Below are 23,150 nucleotides of genomic sequence, written 5' to 3'. Positions count from 1 at the left end.
GAACGGGCCGGATGCGCGTTACACCGGCACCTTCTTCAGCATCTCGACGCCGACCTGGCCGGCGGCGATCTCGCGCAGCGCGACGACGGTCGGCTTGTCGCGGCTCTCGATCTTCGGCGTATGGCCTTGCGCGAGCTGCCGCGCGCGGTAAGTGGCGGCGAGCGCCAGTTCGAAGCGGTTGGGGATTTGCTTCAGGCAGTCTTCGACGGTAATGCGAGCCATGTTGGTAATTCCTTCTGAATATAGTCCCTATTCTACCTTATGTCCCTCTACCCCCGCGTCATTCCGCGTGGGGCAAATGGATGCCGAGCTCGATGAACAGCTCGGCATGTCGCGCGTACTGCGAAGCAAAGCGCAGGCGCGTCGCCGCGACGATGCATTCGAGCTCGGCCAGTGCACGATCGAAATTCTCGTTGATCACGACGTATTCCGCTTCGGACGCGTGCGCCATCTCGCTGCCCGCCGCGAGCAGGCGTCGCGTGATCACGTTCGGTTCGTCCTGGCCGCGCTTCTTCAGACGTTCCTCGAGCGCGTCGAGCGACGGCGGCAGAATGAAGATGCCGACCGCGTTGCGGAACTGCTTCTTCACCTGCTGCGCGCCCTGCCAGTCGATCTCGAGCAGCACGTCGTGGCCGTTCATCATCTGCTCTTCGATCCAGACGCGCGACGTACCGTAATAGTTGCCGTGCACCTCCGCGCTTTCGAGGAATTCGTGCGCGGCGTGGCGCGTGCGGAAATCCTCGACGGTCGTGAAGTGGTAGTGCTGGCCGTCCTGCTCGCCCGGGCGCGGCTTGCGCGTCGTGTACGAAATCGACAGGCAGATGTCGCTGTCCTTCGACAGCAGCGCGTTCACGAGCGTCGACTTGCCGGCGCCCGACGGCGCGATGACCATGAACAGGTTGCCGGGATAGACGCCGCCGTGCAGCGCATGCGACGCGTGGCCGTCGTGAGTGGGATGGGTCATGTTGCGTTACTCCAGGTTTTGCACTTGCTCACGCATCTGCTCGATCAACAGCTTGAGCGCCATCGATGCGTCGGCCAGTTCCTTTGCCGCCGCCTTCGAGCCGAGCGTGTTTGCTTCTCGATTCAGTTCCTGCATCATGAAGTCGAGACGCTTGCCGACGCGGCCGCCCTTCTCGATCACGTGACGCGTTTCGTTCAGGTGCGCGGTGAGTCGCGACAGTTCTTCCGCGATGTCGATCCGGATGCCGTACATCGTCACTTCCTGACGAATGCGTTCCGCGGCTTCCTCGCGCGTGACGATCGGCGCGCTGCCTTCGGGCGCCGCGAGGCCGAGCGCTTCCTGCAGCCGCTCGACGATCTTCTGCTGATGCTTCGCGATCAGCTCCGGCACGAGCGGCGTGATGCGCGCGACGATCGCTTCCATTTCGGTGACGTTCGACAGCAGCATCGTCGCCAGCTGCGCGCCTTCGCGCGAACGCACGACGACGAGCTCGCCGATCGCTTCCTTGCCGCACGCTAGCACCGCGTCGCGGATCGCTTCCGCCGACACGCCGCTCTCGGCGAGCACGCCCGGCCAGCGCAGGATCTCGCCCGCGCGCAGGCGGCCGACGCCCGGGAACGAATCGAGCACCGAGCGCTCGAGCTCGGCAAGCTGGCCGAGGGCCGTCTGGTTCAGCGCGCCGGCACCGATGCTCTGCTCGCCGCGCTGCAGGTTGATGCGCACGTCGACCTTGCCGCGCGACAGCTTGTTCATCAGCATTTCGCGCAGCGCGGGCTCGCACGCGCGCACGTCGTCCGGCATGCGGAAATTCAGGTCGAGGAAGCGCGAGTTCACGGTGCGCAGTTCGACCGACACGCTGGTGCCGCCGTTGCCGGTAGCCGTCGCGAGTTCGCGCGTCGCGCTCGCATAGCCCGTCATGCTGTAGATCATGGTTCGTCTCGCCGTCTGGGTGCCCTTCTCGGGCGGGAATATGTCGAGGCGCCCGGCGCATTGCAAGGCGCGGGGCGGGAAGCGCGCATTATCCCATTTTTGCGCCCCACCCCGCCGGGCAAGGCTGCCGTTCGGCGCTAAAATCGGGGTTTCCTCTTCCGTCCACGATTCCCCCATGACGTCTTCCCTGTCCCGCCCGAGCGGCCGCCGCGCCGACGAACTGCGCAAGGTCGCCCTCACGCGCCATTACACGAAACACGCCGAAGGCTCGGTACTCGTCGAATTCGGCGATACCAAGGTGATCTGCACCGCGAGCGTCGCCGAACGCGTGCCCGAATTCCTGCGCGATCGCGGCCAGGGCTGGCTGACGGCGGAATACGGGATGCTGCCGCGCGCGACGCACACGCGCAGCGACCGTGAAGCCGCGCGCGGCAAGCAGACGGGCCGCACGCAGGAAATTCAGCGCCTGATCGGCCGCGCGCTGCGCGCGGTGTTCGATCTCGAAGCGCTCGGCCCGCGCACGATCCACATCGACTGCGACGTGATCCAGGCCGACGGCGGCACGCGCACGGCCAGCATCACCGGCGCCTTCGTCGCCGCGCACGACGCCGTGTCGAAGCTGATCGCGGCCGGCAAGCTCGCGCGCTCGCCGATCACCGACCACGTCGCCGCGATCTCGGTCGGCGTGTACGAAGGCGCGCCCGTGCTCGATCTCGACTACGCGGAAGATTCGCGCTGCGACACCGACATGAACGTCGTGATGACGGGCGCCGGCGGCTTCGTCGAAGTCCAGGGCACCGCTGAAGGCGTGCCGTTCTCGCGCGCCGAGATGAACGCGCTGCTCGACCTCGCGCAAAGCGGGATCGGCCAGCTCGTGCAGCTGCAGAAGGACGTGCTGGGCGCCGGCCATGTCTGACGATCGCACCCTCGCGCCGCTGTCGCGCATCGTGCTCGCGTCGAACAACGCCGGCAAGCTGCGCGAGTTCACCGCGCTGTTCTCGACGGTCGGCATCGAGATCGTGCCGCAGGGCGATCTGGCCGTGCCGGAGGCGGAAGAGCCGTTCGGCACGTTCATCGAGAACGCGCTGACGAAGGCGCGCCACGCGTCGCGGCTCACCGGCCTGCCGGCGATCGCCGACGATTCCGGCCTGTGCGTGCGCGCGCTGCGCGGCGCGCCGGGCGTCTATTCGGCGCGCTACGCGCAGCGCGCGGGCGGCGACAAGGGCGACGCGGCGAACAATGCGTACCTCGTCGAGCAGCTGCGCGGCGTCGCCGACCGGCGCGCATACTATTGCTGCGTGCTCGCGCTGGTGCGCCACGCGGACGATCCCGAGCCGCTGTTCGCCGAAGGTCGCTGGGCGGGCGAGATCGTCGACACGCCGCGCGGCGAGCACGGATTCGGCTACGACCCGTATTTCCACCTGCCGTCGCTCGGCGCGACGGCAGCCGAACTCGAGCCGGCCGTGAAGAACACGCACAGCCATCGCGCGCTCGCGCTGAAGGCACTGCTCGCGCGGCTCGCGGAGGAACCGGCATGATCGTCTTCGTCACGCATTCGCAACCGGAGGCCGCATGAGCCAGGCCGCGGAAACCGGCGCGCGCGTCGTCGCGGCCTTCACGTCGCCCGGGCAGGTACGGCTCACGTCGCTGCCGCCGCTCGCGCTGTACGTGCATTTTCCATGGTGCGTGCGCAAGTGCCCGTACTGCGATTTCAACTCGCACGAGTGGAAGGGCGAGCGGTTTCCGGAAGCCGAATACCTCGACGCGCTGCGCGCCGATCTCGAACAGGCGCTGCCGCTCGTCTGGGGCCGGCAGGTGCATACGGTGTTCATCGGCGGCGGCACGCCGAGCCTGCTGTCCGCGGCCGGTCTCGACCGGCTGCTGTCCGACGTGCGCGCGCTGCTGCCGCTCGATGCCGATGCCGAGATCACGCTCGAGGCCAACCCGGGCACGTTCGAGGCCGCGAAGTTCGCGCAGTTCCGCGCGAGCGGCGTGAACCGCCTGTCGGTCGGCATCCAGAGCTTCAACGAGGGCCATCTGAAGGCGCTCGGCCGCATTCACGACACCGCGCAGGCGCGCGCGGCCGTCGAGATCGCCGCGAAGACGTTCGACAACTTCAACCTCGACCTGATGTTCGCGCTGCCGAACCAGACGCTCGACGAATGCCGGGCCGACATCGAGACCGCGCTGTCGTTCGCGCCGCCGCATCTGTCGCTGTATCACCTGACGCTCGAACCGAACACGCTGTTCGCGAAGTTTCCGCCCGCGGTGCCCGACGACGACGCGTCGGCCGACATGCAGGAATGGATCCACGCGCGCACGGCCGAGGCCGGTTACGACCGCTACGAAGTGTCCGCTTACGCGAAGCCGAATCATCAGTGCAAGCACAACCTGAACTACTGGCGCTTCGGCGACTATCTCGGGATCGGCGCGGGCGCGCACACGAAGCTGTCGTTCCCGAACCGGATCCTGCGGCAGGCACGCTACAAGCATCCGGCCACCTTCATCGAACAGGCGATGGCCGGCACGCCGGTTCAGGAGGAACGTGAAGTCGGTGCGCGCGACCTGCCGTTCGAGTTCATGCTGAACACGCTGCGGCTCGTCGAGGGCTTCCCCGTGCACAGCTTCGTCGAACGCACGGGCTTGCCGATCGGCACGATCGAGCCGGCACTCAAGGAAGCGGAGCAGCGCGGACTGATCACGCGCGATTTTGCGCAGATCGCGCCGACACCGCTTGGTCAACGTTTCCTCAACGACTTGCAGGAATTGTTCCTGCGCGACGATTGAGGCTGAACGAGGCGGCATTTCGGTTACAATGCCGCCTCGTGTGGAAGCGTGGCCGAGCGGTTTAAGGCACCGGTCTTGAAAACCGGCGACGGGAAACTGTCCGTGAGTTCGAATCTCACCGCTTCCGCCAGGAAGTTCGCCAAACCCCGTCCATTCATCGAATGACGGGGTTTTTGTTTGTCCGCCGCGCGCCACGCACGGTGCCCGCACAACGGGCCGACGCATCTCGCGCGATGCCGTTACAATCCGGCGCTCCGATTCGCGAAACGGGAAACCACGTCATGAAGCCCTTCATCGCCTCGTCGCTCGTCGCCCTGCTGGCTGCCGTCGGCACGCACGCCGCGGCCGCCGATTCCGCCTCCGGCACGGACGCGCAAACGCCTTCGTGCGCGATCGCGTATGTGAAGGGCGTCGGCGGCTCGCCGCGCAGCCTGCGCGAATATCTCGCGAGCCCGACGCCGTACAACTACCTGAAGGAAAACGAGATCCAGTGCAAGGTGTCGGACGATGGGCGCGCATCGAACTGCACCGGCGTGACCTATATCCGCAATGAACAGGTCAGCGTGTACGACGATTCCGACCCGGCGACGCTGACGGTCGTCGCGCCTGTGGAACTCGAGCACGGCGAGAAGTATCCCGTGATCCTCGTGGTGCAGCGCAAGGACGCGCGCTGCACGCGGTAACGCGCGACACGGCACGCCCGCCGTGGCAGCCGACGACGCGCGCGCGCCTCACGAGCCGGGCCGCCATCGCCTAGAATTCGATCAGCACGGCGACACGACCGCCGCCGCGACTCGATGCCGCCCGCACCATCCGTGCGAGCGGCCCACGGAGACCGCCATGACCGAACTGTCGACAGCGACGGATCACGTCGATTACGAAGGCTTCGAGATCCATGTGGTGCCGGGCCTCGCTCCCGGCAGCGACACGCGTTACACCTACACCGGCTATGTCTGCCATCCCGGCGTGAATCCCGCGCTGCCCGATCATGCGGTGCCCTTCCACGCCGACGGCGAGGAAAGCTTCGCGAGCGTCGACGAAGCGGTTCGGGAAGCCGTGCACATCGGCAAGAGCATCATCGACGGCACGCATCCGGACCTGTCCGTTCTGTCGCTCGTCACGCACGGCTACTGAGCGGGCCGGTCGGGCCACGCCCACCGCCACGGCGCACGATGCGCGAGCACATATCGCGCCCGCGCCGTCACATGTCACGTCACATGTCACGTCACATGTCACGTCACATGTCACGTCACATGTCACGTCACATCGCGACGCATGCCGGTCGGCCCGCCGATCGCCATCCTTCGCGAATCGCCAGGTCGCGCTTCGCCCACTATGCGTTTCTCCCGATAACAGGTCGCGCCGGGACGCCTATCATTTTTTTATAGTCACCCTCCGGCACTCCGCCATGTCCCCTCTTCCCCTCTCATGCGCCAGCTGGCTGCGTATTGCCGCGCTGGTCGCCGCCTCGTTGCTTGCCGCGTGCACGATCACGCCGCCGCCGTCGCTGCACTCGGTGCTGACGATTCCGTCCGTCATCCGCAGCGCGAATCGCGACCAATATCGCGTGGAAGTCGCGCGCTGCGTGACCGAGCACAATCCGTCCGGCGTCTCGCACGGGACGCCGCAGGCGATGCTGCGCTCGCTCGTCGTCGTCGCGTACACCGTCGATGGCAGCGGCCGCCTCGTCAACGCGTCCGTCTATCGCAGCAACGGCGACAGCGAAGCGGAAGGGCTCGCGCTCGCGTCGCTGCGCCGCTCGGCACCGCTGCCGCCACCGCCGTCGAAACTGCTGGACGGCAATGGCCGGCTCGAGATGATGGAAGGCTGGCTGTTCAACGACGACGGCCATTTCCAGCTGCAAAGCACTGCATCCGCACAGGCGCAATCGATCGACTGAGCCCGCGCCCACCCGCGATTGCCGCTATGTCGCGGCGCTGGCTATAATTTTCCGCAATCGCGCGGCCACCCTCCCGCGCGCGCGTTCGCGCGCCGCACCCGGCATGCGAGCCGACCATGCCGGCACAGGGCGGCGGCGGCCTATCCGTCTCCATCGTCGACCGGCGGGTGACGTCCGCGCCACGACGCGCGTCCACGCCGCTACCGCATCATCCGCCCGGCTGCGCTCTCCCGGCAGGCGTCCACCTGCCCGCCCGAGCGCACGCTCAGTCGAATGCCCAACGACAAAACGGAGACATCCATGTCCGCATCTCCCCCGGCCGTTGCACACGCAACCGGTTCGGCCGGCGCCGTCAGCCACCGGCGCATCGTGTTCGCGAGCTTCATCGGCACCGCGATCGAGTTCTACGACTTCTACGTGTATGCGACCGCCGCGGCACTCGTCATCGGCCCCGTGTTCTTTCCCCACGGCTCCGCGACCGCACAGGCGCTTTCCGCATTCGTCACGTTCGGCATCGCGTTCATCGCGCGGCCGATCGGCTCGTTCCTGTTCGGCCACTTCGGCGACCGCATCGGCCGCAAGTCGACGCTCGTCGCGTCGTTGCTCGTGATGGGCGTGTCCACTACCGCGATCGGCTTCGTGCCCGGCTACGACACGATCGGCACGCTCGCGCCGGTGCTGCTGTGCGTGCTGCGCTTCGGCCAGGGCATCGGCCTCGGCGGCGAATGGGGCGGTGCGGCGCTGCTCGCGACCGAGCACGCGCCGCAAGGCAAGCGCGGCTGGTTCGGGATGTTCCCGCAACTGGGCCCGTCGGTGGGCTTCCTGATGTCGAACGGGCTGTTCTTCGCGCTCGCGCTGTCGCTGTCCGACGAGCAATTCCGCAGCTGGGGCTGGCGCATCCCGTTCCTCGTCAGTGCGGTGCTCGTCGCGCTCGGCCTGTACGTACGGCTGAAGATCACCGAGACGCCGGCGTTCCAGGCCGCGCTCGACCGCAACGAACGCGTGCGCGTGCCGGTCGCGACGCTCGTCTCGCAACACTGGCAGCCCACGTTGCTCGGCGCGCTCGCGATGGTGGTCTGCTACACGCTGTTCTACATCTCGACCGTGTTTTCACTGTCGTACGGCGTGTCGACGCTGCATATTCCGCGCCAGAGCTTTCTCGGCCTGCTGTGCTTTGCTGTCGTGTTCATGGGGCTCGCGACGCCGCTGTCGGCATGGGCGTCGGATCGCTTCGGCCGCAAGCCGGTGCTGGCCGTCGGCGCGATCGCCGCACTGCTGTCCGGCTTCGCGATGGAGCCGCTGCTCGGCAGCGGCTCGATGCCGCTCGTCGCGCTGTTCCTGACGCTCGAGCTGTTCCTGATGGGCGTGACGTTCGCGCCGATGGGCGCGCTGCTGCCCGAGTTGTTCCCGACCAACGTCCGCTATACGGGCGCGGGCGTCGCGTACAACCTCGGCGGGATCCTCGGCGCGTCGATCGCGCCGTACATCGCGCAGCTGCTCGCCGCGCGAGGCGGCCTGTCGTGGGTCGGCGGCTACGTGTCGGTCGCGGCGGCGATCAGCCTGATCGGCGTGCTGCTGATGCGCGAAACCCGCGACGCATCGCTCGTCTGAGCCTCCGGGGCGCCCCGGGTTGTGCGGCGGGCGGCGCTGCCTATACTCGATCCGGGGGCGCCGTGGCGCCCCCCTGGATCCCCGAAGGAGCCGCCGCGATGAACATCCACCTCAACAACGCCGACCTCGTGCTGATCCTGGCGCTCGCGCTGGGTGGCGCCCTGCTGCTCGCGGCACGCTTCCGGCCGAAAACCTGGCGCGGCCTTCTGTTCGAGGCGTTGCTCGCCAACCTGGCCGCCGTCGCCGCGGTGATCACGGTCGAAGCGCTGCTCGCCTGAACCGATTGGCTCCGTTTCCCCGGGGCCTGTTCACACCGAAAGCCGGGCCTGTGCAGGCTAGGCCGTCAGCCGCTCGCGCTGCGCGTCGTAGGCCGGCCCGACCGCATCGATCGCATCGAGTGCCTGCGCCACCGACGGCGGCACGCCGGGCTCGCCGATCGACAGTGCATTCGGTGCGCCGCCGATGCCGCAATGGTGGCGCGAGGTTGCGACGAAAATCATCACGGTCGGCCGCTGCAGCGCGTGCGCCATGTGCACGAACCCGGTATCGACCCCCACCACGAGCGCAGCCCGGCCGATGGCCGCGCCCAGTTCACGCACCGACATCGCGGGCAGCACGATCGCGCCCGGCGCGCGGGCGGCAATGTCCTTCGCATCGTCGTGCTCGGCGGCCGATCCCCACGGCAATAGCACGCGCACGCCGCGCGCCATCATCCGGATGGCCAGCGCGGCCCAGTCGTCGGCCGGCCATTTCTTGTCGGGATTGGACGTCGCATGGAACAGCAGCATGAACGGCGCGCCGTCGGCCACGGCGGGCGGCAGGTTCGCATCCTGCGGCGGGACGATTCCGTACGTGGCGATGCCTTCGGGGACATAGCCCAGCGCCTCGCCGGCGCTCACGCGCATTCCGTGCCACGCGTCGCAGTCCGGCCGCGGGCCGAAGCGATGCGAGTACGCGAAACGGGCACCCGTCTCGCCGAGATCCTGGGTCTGATAGCCGACACGGCGTGCGGCACGCGCGAGTGCCGAGATGATCGCGCTCTTGTAGACGCCGTGCAGGTCGATGACGGCGTCGTAGCGGTGCGCGCGCAGTGCGCCGATCGACGCGGAGATCGCCTTCAGGTCGCCGCCGTTGCGCAGCTTCTTGAACCGCCGCAGCGGTGCGCAGAGCACCTCGCTCACGCCCGGATGCCAGCGCACGACCTCCGCGCACGATTCGTCCACGGCCCAATCGACCGTCACGCCCGGGAAGGCGCGATGGAGGTCCGCGACGACGGGCAGCGTCTGGACGACGTCGCCGAGCGACGTCACTTTCACGATGAGGATGCGTTTCACGTTCGTTATGAGGAATGGCTGGCCATTGCGCCATGCTAACGACGCTTGCGGTGCGCAGACATTACGCCGGCATTACATTTGCAACAAAATGCGACGTTCTTGTGAATATTTGTCGAGCCCCGGCCGCATCGGGTTCTTTTTATAATGCGTTCTTTGCTCTTCCGGCCCGCTGCCGATGCAACGCCCTCCCTTTCCCGCGCTGTTTCCTGCTCTCACCCGCCGGTCGCTGCGGATCTGGCGCCAGTATGGCGTGTTCTGGCTCGGCGCGATCGCCGTCGGCCTCGCGGCGGTGCTGTACGCGCGACTGATCGACTGGGGCTACGACACATTCCGCACGATGCGCGAGCACGCCGCATGGCTGCCGCTGCTGCTGACGCCGTCGATCGCCGCGGCGTCGGCATGGTTGACGCGCCGCTTCTTCCGCGGTGCCGAGGGCAGCGGGATCCCGCAGGTCATCGCGACACTGCACGCGAGCCCGAGCGCATTCGGTGCGCGACTGCTGACGCTGCGCATCCTGTTCGGCAAGGTCCTGATCTCGTTCCTGGGGATCCTCGGCGGCTTCACGATCGGCCGCGAAGGCCCGACCGTGCAGGTCGGCGCGGCGCTGATGTTCAACCTGCGGCGCTTCTACCCGCGCTCGAACGCGCAGATCGAACGGCAGCTCGTGCTCGCCGGCGCGGCGGCCGGCCTGTCGGCCGCGTTCAACACACCGCTCGCCGGGATCGTGTTCGCGATCGAGGAGCTGACCCGCAGCTTCTCCGCCCGCGCAAGCGGCGTGCTGATCACCGCGATCATCCTCGCCGGTGTCGTCGCATTGGGCTTGAACGGCAATTACACGTACTTCGGCACGATCGACGCCGGCCAGCATTTTCCGAAGATGCTGGCCGTCGCCGTGCTCGTCACCGCGATCGTGACGGGCATCGCGGGCGGCCTTTTCAGCTGGCTGCTGCTCAATACGGGCCGCTGGCTGCCCGCGCGCCTGCTCGGCCTGTATCGCGAGCGCCCGATCGCGTTCGCGGCGCTGTGCGGCTTCGTGATCGCGGTCGTCGGCCTCGTGTCGGGCGGGACGACGTTCGGCAGCGGCTATGCCGAGGCGCGCGGCCTGCTCGACGGCCATGAACGCCTGTCGGTGCTTTATCCGTTCCTGAAGATGGTGTCGATGGTCGCGTCATACCTGCCGGGCATCCCGGGCGGGATCTTCGCGCCTTCGCTGTCGATCGGCGCCGGGTTCGGCAACCTGCTGCACATCGTGTTCGGCGACATGAGCCTGCCGATGCTGATCGCGCTCGCGATGGTCGGCTACCTCGCGGCGGTCACCCAGTCGCCGATCACGTCGTTCGTGATCGTGATGGAGATGATCAACGGTCACGCGCTCGTGATTTCGCTGATGGCGACCGCGCTGGTATCGAGCCGCATGGCGCGCTTCTTCGCGCCGCCGCTCTACGAAACACTCGCCGAGCGCTATCTCGCGCCGCCCGCCGCCACCGCCGAACCCGCCGCGGCGCCGGCGGCTGCGGCCGGTGTCGTCGAGCCGCAGGATGCAGCCGCCGCGCCAGCCGATCCGCTCGACACCCTGCGCGAGCGGGACGCTGGCGAGCCGGAGGCCCCGGTGGCCGGCAACGTCGCCACGCACACGACGGCGACGCCGCACGAACCCGACCCGTCAGCATCCGGTGCGAGCGGCCCGGCGCGGACGGGCCCGCGTGACCCTCAGTAGATCACCACCGGCGCCGGCCGATAATAGACGGGACGGGCCGGCACGACGATACAGCCGGCGAGCGTGATCGCGACGAGCGCGATGGCAATGGCGGTTCGTTTCATCGCAGGCCTCCGTCAAGCCCAGTGGCCGCGGTTCCAGAACCAGTTCGGGCCACGCTGATCCCAGTGGCCCGGCACCCAGTGCATGCCGATGCGCTCGGCTTCCCAGTGACCGCCGATCCAGACGTAGCGACCGTGATCCCAGCGCCAGTGCCCGCGCTCCCAGACATAGCCGACGCGCGCGTCGGGCACGACCTCGTAGCGCACGGGCGGCGGCGCATTCGGCGCGACGACGACGATTTCCTCGACGGGCGCCGCCACCGGTTCGGCGACGACCATCCGGCCCGACTGCACCATCACCGGCGCACCGACGAGAATTTCGTCCGCACGTGCGGCAAGCGGCGCGGCGATGGCTGACAGGCCCGCGGCGAACAGCGCGAGCGAAACGATACGACGTCGAACGGTAGAGACAGCCATTACAACCTCCTGATTAACAAATGACGCGAGCGTATTCGTTCAATGCGGGAGGTCGATCGGCGGCCGACAGGCGCCGTGTTACGGCGAGCCCGAAAGTGCAACAGGGCGTAAGACGCGCACGACGGCATGCGCCGCCGTGCGGGGGGACAGGCAAGCGTCAGGCTTGCGGGATCTCGATCTTCACTTCGAGGACCTCGAGATCGTCCTGGCGCTCGAGGCTCACGCGGATGTCATCGTTCGAAATATGGACGTACTTCGAGATGACCGCGACCAGCTCCTTCTGCAGCGCCGGCAGGTAATCGGCCGGCGGCCGGCCGCCGACCCGCTCGTGCGCGATGATGAGCTGCAGGCGCTCCTTCGCGACCGATGCGGACTTCTTCTTCTCGCCGAGGAGAAACGAAAGGATGGACATGGGCGGCCTCCGTTACTTGCTGCCGAAGAGGCGCTGCAGCAGGCCCGGCTTCTGGTAATCGGTGAAGCGCAGCGGCTTGTCCTCGCCGAGGAAACGAGCGACGACGTCCTTGTACGCTTCCGCAACGTCGGTGCCGTCGATATGCACCGCCGGCAGACCCTGGTTCGATGCGTGCAGCACGGCTTCCGATTCCGGCACCACGCCGATCAGCTTGATGCGCAGGATCTCGCTGATGTCCTCGAGCGACAGCATTTCGCCTTCGCTCACGCGCTTCGGGCTGTAGCGCGTGATCAGCAGGTGTTCCTTGATCGGATCCTTGCCTTCGGCCGCGCGCTTCGTCTTCGACGACAGGATGCCGAGAATGCGGTCCGAGTCGCGCACCGACGACACTTCCGGGTTCGTGACGATCAGCGCTTCGTCCGCGAAGTACATCGCGTGCAGCGCGCCCGCCTCGATGCCGGCCGGCGAATCGCAGACGATGTATTCGAAGTCCATCGCGACCAGGTCGTTCAGCACCTTCTCGACGCCGTCACGCGTGAGCGCATCCTTGTCGCGCGTCTGCGACGCCGGCAGGATGAACAGGTTCTCGCACTTCTTGTCCTTGATCAGCGCCTGGTTCAGGTTCGCTTCGCCCTGGATCACGTTGACCAGGTCATACACCACGCGACGCTCGCAGCCCATGATGAGATCGAGGTTGCGCAGGCCGACGTCGAAGTCGATCACGGCCGTCTTGTGGCCGCGCAGCGCGAGGCCGGACGCGAAGCTCGCGCTGGTCGTCGTCTTGCCTACGCCGCCCTTGCCCGAAGTCACCACGATGATTTTTGCCATTTACCCAATACCCTGTGTTCGTCAATGAGAGCCGATCGATCCGGAGCGTGCCGCGTGAATCACGTCAGGCGCAGCGGTTCGATCATCAGTTTTTCCTCTTCGAGCCGGATCTGCACCGATTTGCCCAGTATGTCGGCGGGCAACGGGTTCTCGGTCGTTCGATAGATACCCGCGATCGAAATCAGTTCCGGCTCCAGACACGTGCAGAAAATGCGCGCGTCGTGATTGCCGTGCACGCCCGCGAGTGCGCGGCCGCGCAACGGCGCGTAGATGTGGATGTTGCCTTCCGCGATGATCTCGGCGCCGTGACTGACCGGCGCAAGCACCACGAGGTCTCCTTTCGCGTAAATCTGCTGCCCCGAACGCAGCGGCCGATCGATCACCAGCGTCTGGCCGCCCGCCGCAACCGGCGTCGGCGCGGGTTCCGGTGCCGGTTCGGCTGCCGCGGCAGCGGCCGGGGCCGCGACAGGCGCCGGCTCCGCTTCCTCGGCCGGCTTCGCCGTCGACACGCGGCGGTCGCGCGCCTCGAGCAACGGCAGGCCGGCTTCCGCCGCCCAGCCCTGCGTGGCGAGCGCGACGACGCCCACCGGGCGCATCCGCACATCGTTCAGCATCTGGCGGATGTCGGCAAGCGCGACGCGTTCGCCGTCCGCGAGGCGGCGGACGTCGATCGCGACGACATCATCGGCAAAAAACTCGGGAGTCGCTTCGAAGCGCTTGACCAGTTCGGTACGCAACGCATCGAGATCGGTCGTCTTCACGGTGAACAGCAACGTATCGACCGATCCGCTGCGCAGCTCGAAGAATGGCGATTTTTTAAGCGACATGGACACTCTGCAAAAAATTTTTGCGTATTTTACAGGCGTCCACGCGCGCGGCCATTATTTTTGGGGAACCGGGTGGCGACGGTCGCGGCGAACGCGCAACCGGCAGGCGGGCAATCGGACGGGCGGCCGGGTATTCATCGCACCGTGCGGCCCGCGCATTCATGCGTCAGGGCGTGTTGACGTGCGACACGAACAACGACTTCATCGCGCCGGGCATCCGCGCGATCGGCGCATGCTCGCCCGTGTTGCCGAAACCCGCGCGTTCGTAGAAACGGATCGCGTTGCGGTTCGCATCGGCGATCCATGCGTAGACGTCCTGCGCACCGCGTTCGGCCAGCCACGCAGTGGCCGTTTCGAGCAACAGCACGCCGCCGCGCAGGTGGCGGACCGCGTGCGCGACCCACAGCTCGCTGACGAACGCGCGCCGCTCGGGCGTATTGTCGAAATACGCGCCGATCATGCCGGCCGGATGGCCTTCGGTATACAGCAGGAAAGTCGTCGACTCGTCGGACGCGGCACGCAGCGCGGCGACGGCCGCCGCCGCGTCGGAATCGACGTTCAGCAATTCGGCCTCCGGCGCTTCCCCGGGCGCGTAGGGCTCGCGCAGCGATGCGGCGCGGAGTTCGCGATACACGCGGCCTTGGTCGGCAGCGATACGACGAACGGTCAAGGTCGAACTCATGCAGGCACAGCCCCCTTCGGACAGCAAGCTATTAGCTTCAACCGAAAGCGGGGCATGAGTCAAATCGTAATTTTCAAATGGCAGCGCCGATCGAAAGGCAATCGATGTCGCGCACACGCCGGTGTGCAGGTGCAGCATCGATGCGTCGACGTGCGGCGACGCATGCGGCCCGCACTGCGAGACCGGAGGCGTCGCCTCGCTCGCCTTGTCATGCATGGCGCTCATGCGGCGAGGGTCCTGCATTTCGTCGTCGAGGCCGTAATGGTTCGTTACATATGTATCCAGACGAACCGCGCCGCCGGGCGGCGTCGCGCCGCGCCTGCTGCGCCGCAACATTCGTTGCGAACTTCGCCGCCGAATGCACGCGTGCGTCGCGCCGAGCATTCATCTGACAAGAACGCAGGCCGCGCAAGGGAATCGGCCCGCGCCCGCCTGTTTCAATCACCCCATGCCGGCCCTTCCCGACCGGTGTCATGCACGGTCCGCCGTTTGGAGTTGCACGCCTAACGCGAGGGTTTGGAAAGCGTGCGCGACGGTCGTATAAATGGCACAACCGGACCAACGATCCGGGCCGCGCGTCGTGCCGCTGATCCGCGACGATTCGAACGACGACGAACGCGTCACCCGGCCGCCGCGCCCGCACACGCGGGAGCCGGCCAAAACAAGGAGGGAGACAATGGCAATGACCGACGCATCGGCCTCGGGCTGGTCGGATGGCAAACGTTATCTATGGCTGCTCGGCGCGGTGACGATCACGCTGCCGATCCTCTCGGCCCAGCTCGCATTGTCGACGGGCCTTCACGTGTTCTGGTGGTTCGGCCCGCTGTTCGCGTTCGGCGTGATCCCGGTCCTCGATACGCTGATCGGCGACGATCGCGACAATCCGCCCGAAGCCGCCGTCCCGCACCTCGAACGCGAGCGCTACTACCGCTACATCGTCTATCTCGCGACGCTGGTCGAATACATCGCGTTCTTCATGTGCGTGTGGATCGTCGGCACGCATGCGCTCGCGTGGCACGACTACGTCGGCTTCGCGCTGTCGCTCGGCGCCGCGACGGGCATCTCGATCAACACCGCGCACGAACTCGGGCACAAGACCAACCGCTTCGAGCGCTGGCTCGCGAAAGTCACGCTCGCGCCGGTCGCGTACGGGCATTTCTTCGTCGAGCACAATCGCGGCCATCACGTGCGCGTCGCGACGGCCGAGGATCCGGCGAGCGCGCGCTACGGCGAATCGTTCTGGGCGTTCCTGCCGCGCACCGTGACCGGCAGCATCCGCTCGGCCTGGCGGCTCGAGACGGCGCGCCTCGAGCGCCTCGGGCATTCGCCGTGGACCTGGCGCAACGAGGTGCTGCATGCGTGGGCGATGACCGTCGTCGTGTGGGGCATCGCGATCGCAATGGCCGGCAAGGTCGCGATTCCGTTCCTCGTGATCCAGGCCGTGTACGGTGCGTCGCTGCTCGAAGTCGTCAACTACGTCGAACACTACGGGCTCGGCCGCCGCAAGCTGCCGAGCGGCCGCTACGAACGCTGCACGCCGCAGCATTCGTGGAACAGCAATCACGTCGTCACCAACCTGTTCCTGTATCAGTTGCAGCGGCACGCCGACCATCACGCGAACCCGACACGCTCATACCAGGCGCTGCGCCACTTCGACGACTCGCCGCAACTGCCGGCCGGCTACGCGACGATGATCCTGTTCGCGTATGTGCCGCCGCTCTGGTATCGCGTGATGAATCCGCGTGTCGTCGCGCATTACGGCGGCGACATGGCGCAGTCCAACATCAAGCCGTCGATCCGCGCGCGCGTGCTCGCGCAGTATTCGGCCGCGGCGTGATGCTCGACGGTGTGGTCGCGGTCTCCGATATCGTCACGCGGCCTGCGGCAGCCTGAACACGGCGACCGCGTGCCGCAGCGCGCTCGCCTGCTCGGCCAGCGCCTGCGTCGCGGCCGACGCCTGTTCGACCAGCGCCGCGTTGCGCTGCGTCGCCTCGTCCATCTGCGTGACCGCGACGTTCACCTGCTGGATCCCGCCGCTCTGCTCCTGCGATGCGGACGAAATCTCGCCGACGATCGACGTGACCCGCTGCACCGCGCCGACGATCTCGTGGATCGATTCGCCCGCGCGCGCGATCAGCACGGCGCCCTCGTCGACCCGCCGCGTCGATTGCTCGATCAGCGCCTTGATCTCCTTCGCGGCGGCCGCGCTGCGCTGCGCGAGCGTGCGCACCTCCGACGCGACGACCGCGAAGCCACGCCCCTGCTCCCCCGCGCGCGCCGCCTCGACTGCCGCGTTCAGCGCGAGGATGTTGGTCTGGAACGCGATGCCGTCGATGACCGCGATGATCTCGCCGACCTTCGCCGCGCTGGCGGCGATCCCGCCCATCGTGTCGACGGCGTCGGTCATCACGCCGCCGCCCGCGGACGCGATGTCCGACGCGTCGCGCGCCAACTGCGCCGCGTGCTGCGCGTGCTCGGCCGACTGACGCACGATACCCGTCAGCTCGGTCATGCTGGCGGCGGTTTCCTCGAGCGACGCAGCCTGCGCCTCGGTGCGCGACGACAGGTCATGATTGCCCGCCGCGATCTGCGCGCTCGCGGTCGCGACGGCTTCGGCATGCGTACGTACCTCGAGCACGACGCCCGACAGGCTTGCCTGCATCGTCCGCAACGCCCGGAGCAGATCGGCGATCTCGTCACGACCGGCCGCGTCGACATCGCGCGTCAGGTCGCCGCCCGCCACCGCCTGCGCACAGGCCACGGCGCGATCGAGCGGCCGCAGGATCGCGCGGCTGAACAGGAACGCACCGATCATCGCGATGCCGAGCACGATCAGCATCAGCACGACGCTCGCCGCGGTGGCGTGGCTCGCATCGCGGCTCGCTTGCGCCGACACGGCGGCGCTCTCGTCGGCAATCACCTTCGCCGCGCGCTCGAGCAGCGCGGCGGGTGCACGGTCGACGCCCGCGACGGCCGCGTCCCCGGCCGTCGGCTCGAAGCCAGCGGCCTTGAATGCGTCGAACCCGCGCCGATAGCCGTCACCCATCGCGGCATGCGCGCGCAAGAACTGCTCGACGAGCGTACGGCTCTCGCCGGGCGGCAACTGGTTCACGAGCTGCGCGGCGAGCGTATCGACCGTGCGCTCGCGCGTCTGGAATGCCTGCCAGTACTTGTCGAGCTTGTCGGGCTGCTTGCCGCGCAGCAGCGTGTCCTTCCATTCCTGGACCTGCAGCTTGAACTGCACGAGCGTCGCCGACACGAGCCGCTCGTCGGCGACCCGGGTCTGCACGTCGTTCGCGAACGTATCGATCGAGCGATTGAGGATGCGGATGCCGTACAGGGCGCCGCAGAACATCAGCAGCAGCGCAATGGCGAATGCGAGGGGAATCTTGTAGCTCAGCTTCATGGGACCTTGAATCGACGGGAAACGGCGACGACGCAAAAGGCGCGTGCCGTCGCCCATTGTTAACGGCGCGCGAAACCAAGGCTGAAGCAGGACATCGGCAGCGGGATTCCGCCGGAGCTGCCGCGAGGAGGACGGCGATTCGGCGACGGTGAGGAACCGGGCCCGCCGGCAAGCAAGGGGAGGTTGCGACTCTGGCGTCGCGCAATCAGGTCGGGCTTGCCGCGTGCGGTCCGGCCGCCTCGATCGCGCGTCGACCGCCCATCCAGCGACGCACCGTGGCGATCGACAGCGCGCCACACACGATCCCGGCGATCACGTCGGCGAGATAGTGGCCGCCCTGCGTCGGCGTCGACGCGATCATCACCGCATTCAGCACGATCGCAGCCGGAAACACGTAGCGGACATGCCGCACCGCATACGCGAACAGCAGCGCCAGCATCACGTGAAACGACGGCAACGACACGAGCCCCTGCGCGTCGGCCAGATTCAGTTGACGGAGCTGCCCGCTGCGCAACAGGCCGTAGTGCGTCACCGTCGATGCGGTGCCCGGGTCGGTGATGCCGAAATGGACGAATGCGCTGGCGGCGGGGAACGGCGTGGAGACGAGCACGACCACGATCACCGCGAACATGAACTGCGCGACGAACTCGGCGAGATCGTCGACGCGACGGACCGCCGCGAGGATGAACGGCACCGCAAACAGTTGCGGCATGCCGCTGCGATACGCGAGGTCGAGCACACGGTGCAGGCCGGCTTGCGCCGTCACCCATCGGTACAGGTCCGGCCAATGGAAACCGAGCATCGCATCGAAGCGAACGAGATGGCTTTCGATCGACGGCGGGGCGATCGCCACGCAAAGATAATCGAGCACGGCGACGGCCGCGCTGAGCGTTGCGAGCAGCGCCACGCTCAGTAGCGCGAATGCGAATTCGCGACAGCGCAGCGTTCGCGCGATGTCGCGATAGCGGCGCACGCGAGACAGCACGGCAAGGAACGCGCTTGCAGCAAAGCCGAGCGCGACGTGCCGCGCGAACTCGACGCTGCTGCCAGGATTCACGACCCAATCCGCGTGCGTGACACACATGCCGGCGGCAAGCGCCGTCAGCAATACCGCGCCGGTCAGCATCCCCCAGATTCGCGTGCTCGCACTCATCGTGGCTTTTTGTCGTTCGTGTGACGGGCCCCAACGCCTGGGCGCTATCGTACACCGCCATCGACGCAGCGTTCACTCACGCGCGACCCAAACGAAAAACCCCGTGATCCTTCCGGATCACGGGGCTTCGTATTTTGGCGGAGAGGGTGGGATTCGAACCCACGGTACGGGGAAACCGTACGCCTGATTTCGAGTCAGGTACATTCGACCACTCTGCCACCTCTCCTTCCTTGCTGCTTCATTTCCCGGTTGGTCGTGTCCGGGAAAGAAAAGATTATAGAACGATCTCTTTGAATCTCACAAGCCCTTTTTGCAAATTTTTTGCGGGGCCTTCGAAGACCGATCGCGGAGCAATCTCACGACGCCTGCGCAGCCGCTTCGATTCGCTCCATGCCGCCCATGTACGGACGCAGTGCCTCCGGCACCGTGACCGAACCGTCGGCATTCTGGTAGTTCTCCAGCACGGCCACGAGCGTGCGGCCGACCGCGAGGCCGGAACCGTTCAGCGTATGCACGAGTTCCGGCTTGCCCTGCGCGTTGCGGAAACGCGCCTGCATGCGGCGCGCCTGGAACGCCTCGGTGTTCGAGCAGCTCGAGATCTCGCGATAGGTGTTCTGCGCGGGCAGCCACACTTCGAGGTCGAACGTCTTCGCGGCCGAAAAGCCCATGTCGCCCGTGCAAAGCGTGATCACGCGGTACGGCAGGCCGAGCTTCTGCAGGATCGCTTCCGCGTGGCCGACCATCTCGTCGAGTGCCGCGTACGAAGCGTCCGGCGCGACGACCTGCACCATCTCGACCTTGTCGAACTGGTGCTGGCGGATCATGCCGCGCGTGTCGCGGCCGTACGAACCGGCTTCCGAACGGAAGCACGGCGAATGCGCGGTCAGCTTGATCGGCAGCGCGGCGCCTTCGACGATCGATTCGCGCACGGTGTTCGTCAGCGAAATCTCGGACGTGGAGATCAGGTACTGCGTGATCGTGTTTTCGGCGCCGCCCTTCTCGACGCGGAACATGTCGTCGGCGAACTTCGGCAGCTGGCCGGTGCCGTAAAGGATTTCGGGGTTCACGATGTACGGCGTGTACGTCTCGCTGTAGCCGTGCTGCAGCGTGTGCGTGTCGATCATGAACTGGGCGAGCGCGCGGTGCAGGCGTGCGATCGAGCCGCGCAGCATCGTGAAGCGCGCACCGGCGAGCTTCGCGCCGGTTTCGAAATCGAGGCCGAGCGGCGTGCCGACGTCGACGTGATCCTTCACCGCGAAGTCGAACTCGCGCGGCGTGCCCCAGCGGCGCACCTCGACGTTGTCGGCCTCGTCCTTGCCGACCGGCACGCTTTCGTGCGCGATGTTCGGCATGCCCAGCATCAGGTCGGACAGGCGCGTCTGGATCTCGCCGAGCTTGGTCTCCGACGCCTTCATCTCGTCGCCGATCCCGCCGACTTCGGCCATGACGGCCGACGTGTCCTCGCCCTTCCCCTTCATCGCGCCGATCTGCTTCGACAGGCTGTTGCGGCGTGCCTGGAGCTCTTCGGTACGGGTCTGGATCGCACGGCGTTCCGCTTCGAGCGCGGAGAAGGCGGCGACGTCGAGGGTGTAGCCGCGATCGGCGAGGCGCTTCGCGACGCCGTCGAGGTCTTTGCGCAGCAACTGGATGTCGAGCATGGGAGGACTTGGAAAATCGTTGTGTAAGACGGGAATTCTAACGCACCGCGGGGCCGCCACGGCATTGGCCGGATGGACAGTGCCGCAAACGCGTGACGGGCGTGGGAATATCGCAATCCCGGCTGCGCGTCGGCAGCCGGCGAAACGCGTCGCGCGGCGCGGCCGCTCGGCGTGGGACAGCAGCGCCGGCCAGGGCCCCGCAAGCGCTGATCCGATCCAAGCCGCGCGCGGCCGGTCAGTCCTTCTTGCCGGCCTCGCGGTCGAGTTCGCGCAGCCACGCGAGCTTGTCGGCGATCTTCGATTCGAGCCCGCGCGGCACCGGCTTGTACCAGCGCGGCTCGCGCATCCCTTCCGGCAGGTACGACTCGCCGGCCGCGTAGGCATTCGGCTCGTCGTGCGCGTAGCGATACGCGTGACCGTAGCCGAGTTCCTTCATCAGCTTGGTCGGCGCATTGCGCAGATGCACGGGGACCTCGCGCGACTTGTCCTGCTTCACGAACGCCATCGCCTGGTTGAACGCGTTGTAGCCCGCGTTGCTCTTCGCCGCGCACGCGAGATAGATCACCGCCTGCCCGAGCGCCAGCTCGCCTTCCGGCGAGCCGAGCCGCTCGTAGGTCTCGGCCGCGTCGTTCGCCACCTGCAGCGCGCGCGGGTCGGCCAGGCCGATGTCTTCCCACGCCATCCGCACGATCCGGCGCGCGAGATATTTCGGATCCGCGCCGCCGTCGATCATCCGGCAGAACCAGTACAGCGCGCCGTCCGGGCTCGAACCGCGCACCGACTTGTGCAGCGCCGAGATCTGGTCGTAGAAGTTGTCGCCGCCCTTGTCGAAGCGCCGCGCGTTCAGCGTCATCGCGCTGCTGACGAAATCGGCATCGATGGTCGTGACCCTGGCGGACGATGCGGCCGTCTGCGCCTGTTCGAGCAGGTTCAGGAAGCGCCGCGCGTCGCCGTCGGCATAACCGATCAACGTATCGATCGCCTTGTCGTCGAACGCGAGGCCGTCGAGCGCGATTTCCTGCGCGCGCTTGAGCAACTGGCGCATCTCGTCGTCGTTCAGCGACTGCAGCACGTACACCTGCGCCCGCGACAGCAGCGCCGAGTTGACTTCGAAGCTCGGGTTCTCGGTCGTCGCTCCGATGAAGGTCACGAGCCCCGACTCGACGAACGGCAGCAGCGCGTCCTGCTGCCCCTTGTTGAAGCGGTGGATTTCGTCGACGAACAGGATCGTGTGGCGGCCGGTGCGGTTCAGCGTGTCCTTCGCCTGCTCCATCGACTCGCGGATGTCCTTCACGCCGCCGAGCACCGCGGACAGCGCGATGAACTCGCAGTCGAACGCGAGCGCGGTAAGGCGCGCGAGCGTCGTCTTGCCGACGCCGGGCGGCCCCCACAGGATCATCGAATGCGGCTTGCCGGATTCGAACGCGAGCCGCAGCGGCTTGCCTTCTCCCAGCAGATGCGTCTGGCCGATCACCTCGGCGAGCGTCTTCGGCCGCAGCGCCTCGGCGAGCGGCCGGCGCGGCTCGACTTGAAACAGGTCGGACATGAACCCTCGCTCCAGATCAAACGATGGCGGCCGAACCGGCCGCCGGACCCGACATTATGACAGCCGCACGACGGCGCCGCCGGGCCGGATGCCCGCGCCCGGTGCCCGCGCCCAGTGCCCGCGCCCCAAAACAACACGGGCCTGCCGTCGCCGGCAGGCCCGTGTCGGGAAAATGGTGCGGTGCCGATCAGCCGTTGATCACGTCCGCGCCCTTCGGCACGACGAACTTGAACGCATCGCTCTTCAGCGGCGGGTTCGTCTGGATGTTCGTGAAGGTGAGCAGCGTGACGTTGCCGAACACGTCGTGCAGTTCCATCGCGGCGAGCGTGCCGTTGCGGAAACCGATGCCGATCCGCTGGAACTGCGTGTCCTGCGCCTTCGGCAGCATCTCCAGCCACTCGATGCCGCCCTTCTCGCCGGCGTCGCGCAGCGTGTAGTTCTTGTCGAGATCGTTGCTGCCGAACAGGATCGCGGCCGGGCTCGCGCCCAGCGCGCCGTTCAGCTTGCGCTCGGTGACCTGGTTCAGGTCGCGGTCGTACACGTAGAGCTTGTCGCCGTCGGCCTGCAGCACCTGCTGGTACGGCTTCTGGTACGTCCAGATGAACTTGCCCGGGCGCGAGAACACGAACGTGCCGCTCGAATTGTCGTTCGGCTTCGGCGCGGCCTGTGCGGCGCTCGCGCCCTTGGCCGGCGCCTTGACGATCTGCTGCGTGAAATCGCCCTTCGCCGATCGCACCTGCGACACGAAGGCCTTCAGTTGCTCGGTGCCGCCCGCGAACGCGTGCGTCGCCGCGAGCATCAGCGATGCGCCGGCGAACGCCGCGCCGAGCCAGCGCCGCGTCGAACGAAGGGAAGGGACGAACGAAAGTTGCTGCAT

Annotated in this window: 24 protein-coding genes and 2 tRNA genes; 11 read left to right on the top strand and 15 right to left on the bottom strand. The window is 67.1% G+C overall.

All coding sequences use genetic code 11. The annotated features are described in order from the left end of the window. Positions 1 to 18: 18 nt before the first annotated feature. Genes rpoZ through WS45_RS08990 form a run of 3 tightly spaced genes read right to left on the bottom strand, consistent with a single transcriptional unit; the run spans position 19 to position 1,894 of the window. On the bottom strand, positions 19 to 222 hold the full coding sequence (gene rpoZ / locus WS45_RS09000) for a DNA-directed RNA polymerase subunit omega (RefSeq protein WP_006025620.1): 204 nt from the start codon (positions 220 to 222) through the stop codon (positions 19 to 21). Between the two features lie 58 nt (positions 223 to 280). Further along, positions 281 to 964 carry a guanylate kinase gene (gene gmk / locus WS45_RS08995; protein ID WP_059530126.1) on the bottom strand — a complete coding sequence of 228 codons (684 nt, stop codon included), beginning with the start codon at positions 962 to 964 and terminating at the stop codon, positions 281 to 283. A 6-nt stretch (positions 965 to 970) separates the two neighbouring features. Then, entirely contained in the window at positions 971 to 1,894 is a 924-nt protein-coding gene (locus WS45_RS08990) for a YicC/YloC family endoribonuclease (protein WP_059467048.1), read from the bottom strand. Between the two features lie 175 nt (positions 1,895 to 2,069). Here WS45_RS08990 and rph point away from each other — a divergent pair, with 175 nt between their 5' ends. The 9 genes from rph to WS45_RS08945 all read left to right on the top strand — a co-directional run bounded on the left by rph (position 2,070) and on the right by WS45_RS08945 (position 8,470). Next, the gene (rph, locus tag WS45_RS08985) at positions 2,070 to 2,810 is read left to right on the top strand and encodes a ribonuclease PH (RefSeq protein ID WP_059530129.1); all 741 of its coding nucleotides are present in this window, start codon (positions 2,070 to 2,072) and stop codon (positions 2,808 to 2,810) included. Then, positions 2,803 to 3,432 carry an RdgB/HAM1 family non-canonical purine NTP pyrophosphatase gene (gene rdgB / locus WS45_RS08980; protein WP_059530132.1) on the top strand — a complete coding sequence of 210 codons (630 nt, stop codon included), beginning with the start codon at positions 2,803 to 2,805 and terminating at the stop codon, positions 3,430 to 3,432. Before rph ends, rdgB begins: the two co-directional genes overlap by 8 nt. Positions 3,433 to 3,466: 34 nt before the next feature. Further along, the gene (gene hemW, locus WS45_RS08975; RefSeq protein WP_059699438.1) at positions 3,467 to 4,681 is read left to right on the top strand and encodes a radical SAM family heme chaperone HemW; all 1,215 of its coding nucleotides are present in this window, start codon (positions 3,467 to 3,469) and stop codon (positions 4,679 to 4,681) included. 42 nt (positions 4,682 to 4,723) lie between these two features. Beyond that, positions 4,724 to 4,811: transfer RNA gene (locus tag WS45_RS08970), tRNA-Ser, on the top strand. Positions 4,812 to 4,962: 151 nt separating this feature from the next. Continuing rightward, the gene (locus WS45_RS08965; RefSeq protein ID WP_059507119.1) at positions 4,963 to 5,364 is read left to right on the top strand and encodes a hypothetical protein; all 402 of its coding nucleotides are present in this window, start codon (positions 4,963 to 4,965) and stop codon (positions 5,362 to 5,364) included. A 157-nt stretch (positions 5,365 to 5,521) separates the two neighbouring features. Beyond that, entirely contained in the window at positions 5,522 to 5,815 is a 294-nt protein-coding gene (locus WS45_RS08960) for a hypothetical protein (protein WP_059530138.1), read from the top strand. A 274-nt stretch (positions 5,816 to 6,089) separates the two neighbouring features. After that, on the top strand, positions 6,090 to 6,581 hold the full coding sequence (locus tag WS45_RS08955) for a TonB family protein (protein WP_059699436.1): 492 nt from the start codon (positions 6,090 to 6,092) through the stop codon (positions 6,579 to 6,581). A 300-nt stretch (positions 6,582 to 6,881) separates the two neighbouring features. Next, entirely contained in the window at positions 6,882 to 8,192 is a 1,311-nt protein-coding gene (locus WS45_RS08950; protein WP_059680776.1) for an MFS transporter, read from the top strand. Between the two features lie 98 nt (positions 8,193 to 8,290). Next, positions 8,291 to 8,470 (top strand): hypothetical protein, encoded by a 180-nt coding sequence (locus tag WS45_RS08945; RefSeq protein WP_059530148.1) that lies wholly within the window; start codon positions 8,291 to 8,293, stop codon positions 8,468 to 8,470. Between the two features lie 57 nt (positions 8,471 to 8,527). Here WS45_RS08945 and waaC read toward each other — a convergent pair whose 3' ends face one another. Then, positions 8,528 to 9,526: a lipopolysaccharide heptosyltransferase I gene (waaC, locus tag WS45_RS08940; protein WP_059699435.1), complete on the bottom strand. Its 999-nt coding sequence runs from the start codon at positions 9,524 to 9,526 to the stop codon at positions 8,528 to 8,530. A 175-nt stretch (positions 9,527 to 9,701) separates the two neighbouring features. Here waaC and WS45_RS08935 point away from each other — a divergent pair, with 175 nt between their 5' ends. Then, complete coding sequence (locus WS45_RS08935) at positions 9,702 to 11,243, top strand: chloride channel protein (RefSeq protein ID WP_059699433.1); 1,542 nt, start codon at positions 9,702 to 9,704, stop codon at positions 11,241 to 11,243. Between the two features lie 116 nt (positions 11,244 to 11,359). On the opposite strand, the gene WS45_RS08930 is transcribed toward WS45_RS08935, so the two are convergent. From WS45_RS08930 to WS45_RS08910, 5 genes are all read right to left on the bottom strand, one after another. Next, the gene (locus WS45_RS08930) at positions 11,360 to 11,761 is read right to left on the bottom strand and encodes a YXWGXW repeat-containing protein (protein ID WP_059530155.1); all 402 of its coding nucleotides are present in this window, start codon (positions 11,759 to 11,761) and stop codon (positions 11,360 to 11,362) included. A gap of 157 nt (positions 11,762 to 11,918) precedes the next feature. Beyond that, positions 11,919 to 12,173 carry a cell division topological specificity factor MinE gene (gene minE / locus WS45_RS08925; RefSeq protein WP_006486661.1) on the bottom strand — a complete coding sequence of 85 codons (255 nt, stop codon included), beginning with the start codon at positions 12,171 to 12,173 and terminating at the stop codon, positions 11,919 to 11,921. A 12-nt stretch (positions 12,174 to 12,185) separates the two neighbouring features. After that, a complete protein-coding gene (gene minD / locus WS45_RS08920) occupies positions 12,186 to 13,001 on the bottom strand; it encodes a septum site-determining protein MinD (protein ID WP_044849298.1) in 816 nt (271 codons plus the stop codon). A 59-nt stretch (positions 13,002 to 13,060) separates the two neighbouring features. Further along, positions 13,061 to 13,828, bottom strand: a complete 768-nt coding sequence (gene minC, locus WS45_RS08915) for a septum site-determining protein MinC (RefSeq protein ID WP_059530157.1) — start codon at positions 13,826 to 13,828, stop codon at positions 13,061 to 13,063. Positions 13,829 to 13,994: 166 nt separating this feature from the next. After that, positions 13,995 to 14,648 (bottom strand): GNAT family N-acetyltransferase, encoded by a 654-nt coding sequence (locus tag WS45_RS08910; protein WP_236873226.1) that lies wholly within the window; start codon positions 14,646 to 14,648, stop codon positions 13,995 to 13,997. Between the two features lie 538 nt (positions 14,649 to 15,186). Here WS45_RS08910 and WS45_RS08905 point away from each other — a divergent pair. Continuing rightward, positions 15,187 to 16,347, top strand: a complete 1,161-nt coding sequence (locus tag WS45_RS08905) for an alkane 1-monooxygenase (RefSeq protein ID WP_059699431.1) — start codon at positions 15,187 to 15,189, stop codon at positions 16,345 to 16,347. A 33-nt stretch (positions 16,348 to 16,380) separates the two neighbouring features. On the opposite strand, the gene WS45_RS08900 is transcribed toward WS45_RS08905, so the two are convergent. From WS45_RS08900 to lolA, 6 genes are all read right to left on the bottom strand, one after another. Next, entirely contained in the window at positions 16,381 to 17,916 is a 1,536-nt protein-coding gene (locus WS45_RS08900) for a methyl-accepting chemotaxis protein (protein ID WP_059699429.1), read from the bottom strand. Between the two features lie 205 nt (positions 17,917 to 18,121). Then, positions 18,122 to 19,069, bottom strand: a complete 948-nt coding sequence (locus WS45_RS08895; protein ID WP_257140325.1) for a phosphatase PAP2 family protein — start codon at positions 19,067 to 19,069, stop codon at positions 18,122 to 18,124. A gap of 135 nt (positions 19,070 to 19,204) precedes the next feature. Then, a tRNA-Ser gene (locus WS45_RS08890) sits at positions 19,205 to 19,295 on the bottom strand. 130 nt (positions 19,296 to 19,425) lie between these two features. Further along, positions 19,426 to 20,727: a serine--tRNA ligase gene (gene serS / locus WS45_RS08885; RefSeq protein ID WP_059699427.1), complete on the bottom strand. Its 1,302-nt coding sequence runs from the start codon at positions 20,725 to 20,727 to the stop codon at positions 19,426 to 19,428. Between the two features lie 235 nt (positions 20,728 to 20,962). Further along, the gene (locus WS45_RS08880) at positions 20,963 to 22,273 is read right to left on the bottom strand and encodes a replication-associated recombination protein A (protein WP_014897797.1); all 1,311 of its coding nucleotides are present in this window, start codon (positions 22,271 to 22,273) and stop codon (positions 20,963 to 20,965) included. Between the two features lie 187 nt (positions 22,274 to 22,460). After that, the gene (gene lolA / locus WS45_RS08875) at positions 22,461 to 23,150 is read right to left on the bottom strand and encodes an outer membrane lipoprotein chaperone LolA (protein ID WP_059530168.1); all 690 of its coding nucleotides are present in this window, start codon (positions 23,148 to 23,150) and stop codon (positions 22,461 to 22,463) included.

This window comes from Burkholderia sp. RF2-non_BP3 (assembly GCF_001522185.1).
Taxonomy (GTDB): Bacteria; Pseudomonadota; Gammaproteobacteria; order Burkholderiales; family Burkholderiaceae; genus Burkholderia; species Burkholderia diffusa.
This window is presented reverse-complemented; position numbering and strand designations above follow the sequence as displayed.

Bases quoted from the DNA above. Each gene is read 5' to 3' on its own strand.
- rpoZ (WP_006025620.1), bottom strand. From the start codon at position 222: ATGGCTCGCATTACCGTCGAAGACTGCCTGAAGCAAATCCCCAACCGC.
- gmk (WP_059530126.1), bottom strand. From the start codon at position 964: ATGACCCATCCCACTCACGACGGCCACGCGTCGCATGCGCTGCACGGC.
- WS45_RS08990 (WP_059467048.1), bottom strand. From the start codon at position 1,894: ATGATCTACAGCATGACGGGCTATGCGAGCGCGACGCGCGAACTCGCG.
- rph (WP_059530129.1), top strand. From the start codon at position 2,070: ATGACGTCTTCCCTGTCCCGCCCGAGCGGCCGCCGCGCCGACGAACTG.
- rdgB (WP_059530132.1), top strand. From the start codon at position 2,803: ATGTCTGACGATCGCACCCTCGCGCCGCTGTCGCGCATCGTGCTCGCG.
- hemW (WP_059699438.1), top strand. From the start codon at position 3,467: ATGAGCCAGGCCGCGGAAACCGGCGCGCGCGTCGTCGCGGCCTTCACG.
- WS45_RS08965 (WP_059507119.1), top strand. From the start codon at position 4,963: ATGAAGCCCTTCATCGCCTCGTCGCTCGTCGCCCTGCTGGCTGCCGTC.
- WS45_RS08960 (WP_059530138.1), top strand. From the start codon at position 5,522: ATGACCGAACTGTCGACAGCGACGGATCACGTCGATTACGAAGGCTTC.
- WS45_RS08955 (WP_059699436.1), top strand. From the start codon at position 6,090: ATGTCCCCTCTTCCCCTCTCATGCGCCAGCTGGCTGCGTATTGCCGCG.
- WS45_RS08950 (WP_059680776.1), top strand. From the start codon at position 6,882: ATGTCCGCATCTCCCCCGGCCGTTGCACACGCAACCGGTTCGGCCGGC.
- WS45_RS08945 (WP_059530148.1), top strand. From the start codon at position 8,291: ATGAACATCCACCTCAACAACGCCGACCTCGTGCTGATCCTGGCGCTC.
- WS45_RS08935 (WP_059699433.1), top strand. From the start codon at position 9,702: ATGCAACGCCCTCCCTTTCCCGCGCTGTTTCCTGCTCTCACCCGCCGG.
- WS45_RS08930 (WP_059530155.1), bottom strand. From the start codon at position 11,761: ATGGCTGTCTCTACCGTTCGACGTCGTATCGTTTCGCTCGCGCTGTTC.
- minE (WP_006486661.1), bottom strand. From the start codon at position 12,173: ATGTCCATCCTTTCGTTTCTCCTCGGCGAGAAGAAGAAGTCCGCATCG.
- minD (WP_044849298.1), bottom strand. From the start codon at position 13,001: ATGGCAAAAATCATCGTGGTGACTTCGGGCAAGGGCGGCGTAGGCAAG.
- minC (WP_059530157.1), bottom strand. From the start codon at position 13,828: ATGTCGCTTAAAAAATCGCCATTCTTCGAGCTGCGCAGCGGATCGGTC.
- WS45_RS08910 (WP_236873226.1), bottom strand. From the start codon at position 14,648: ATGCTGCACCTGCACACCGGCGTGTGCGCGACATCGATTGCCTTTCGA.
- WS45_RS08905 (WP_059699431.1), top strand. From the start codon at position 15,187: ATGGCAATGACCGACGCATCGGCCTCGGGCTGGTCGGATGGCAAACGT.
- WS45_RS08900 (WP_059699429.1), bottom strand. From the start codon at position 17,916: ATGAAGCTGAGCTACAAGATTCCCCTCGCATTCGCCATTGCGCTGCTG.
- WS45_RS08895 (WP_257140325.1), bottom strand. From the start codon at position 19,069: ATGAGTGCGAGCACGCGAATCTGGGGGATGCTGACCGGCGCGGTATTG.
- serS (WP_059699427.1), bottom strand. From the start codon at position 20,727: ATGCTCGACATCCAGTTGCTGCGCAAAGACCTCGACGGCGTCGCGAAG.
- WS45_RS08880 (WP_014897797.1), bottom strand. From the start codon at position 22,273: ATGTCCGACCTGTTTCAAGTCGAGCCGCGCCGGCCGCTCGCCGAGGCG.
- lolA (WP_059530168.1), bottom strand. From the start codon at position 23,150: ATGCAGCAACTTTCGTTCGTCCCTTCCCTTCGTTCGACGCGGCGCTGG.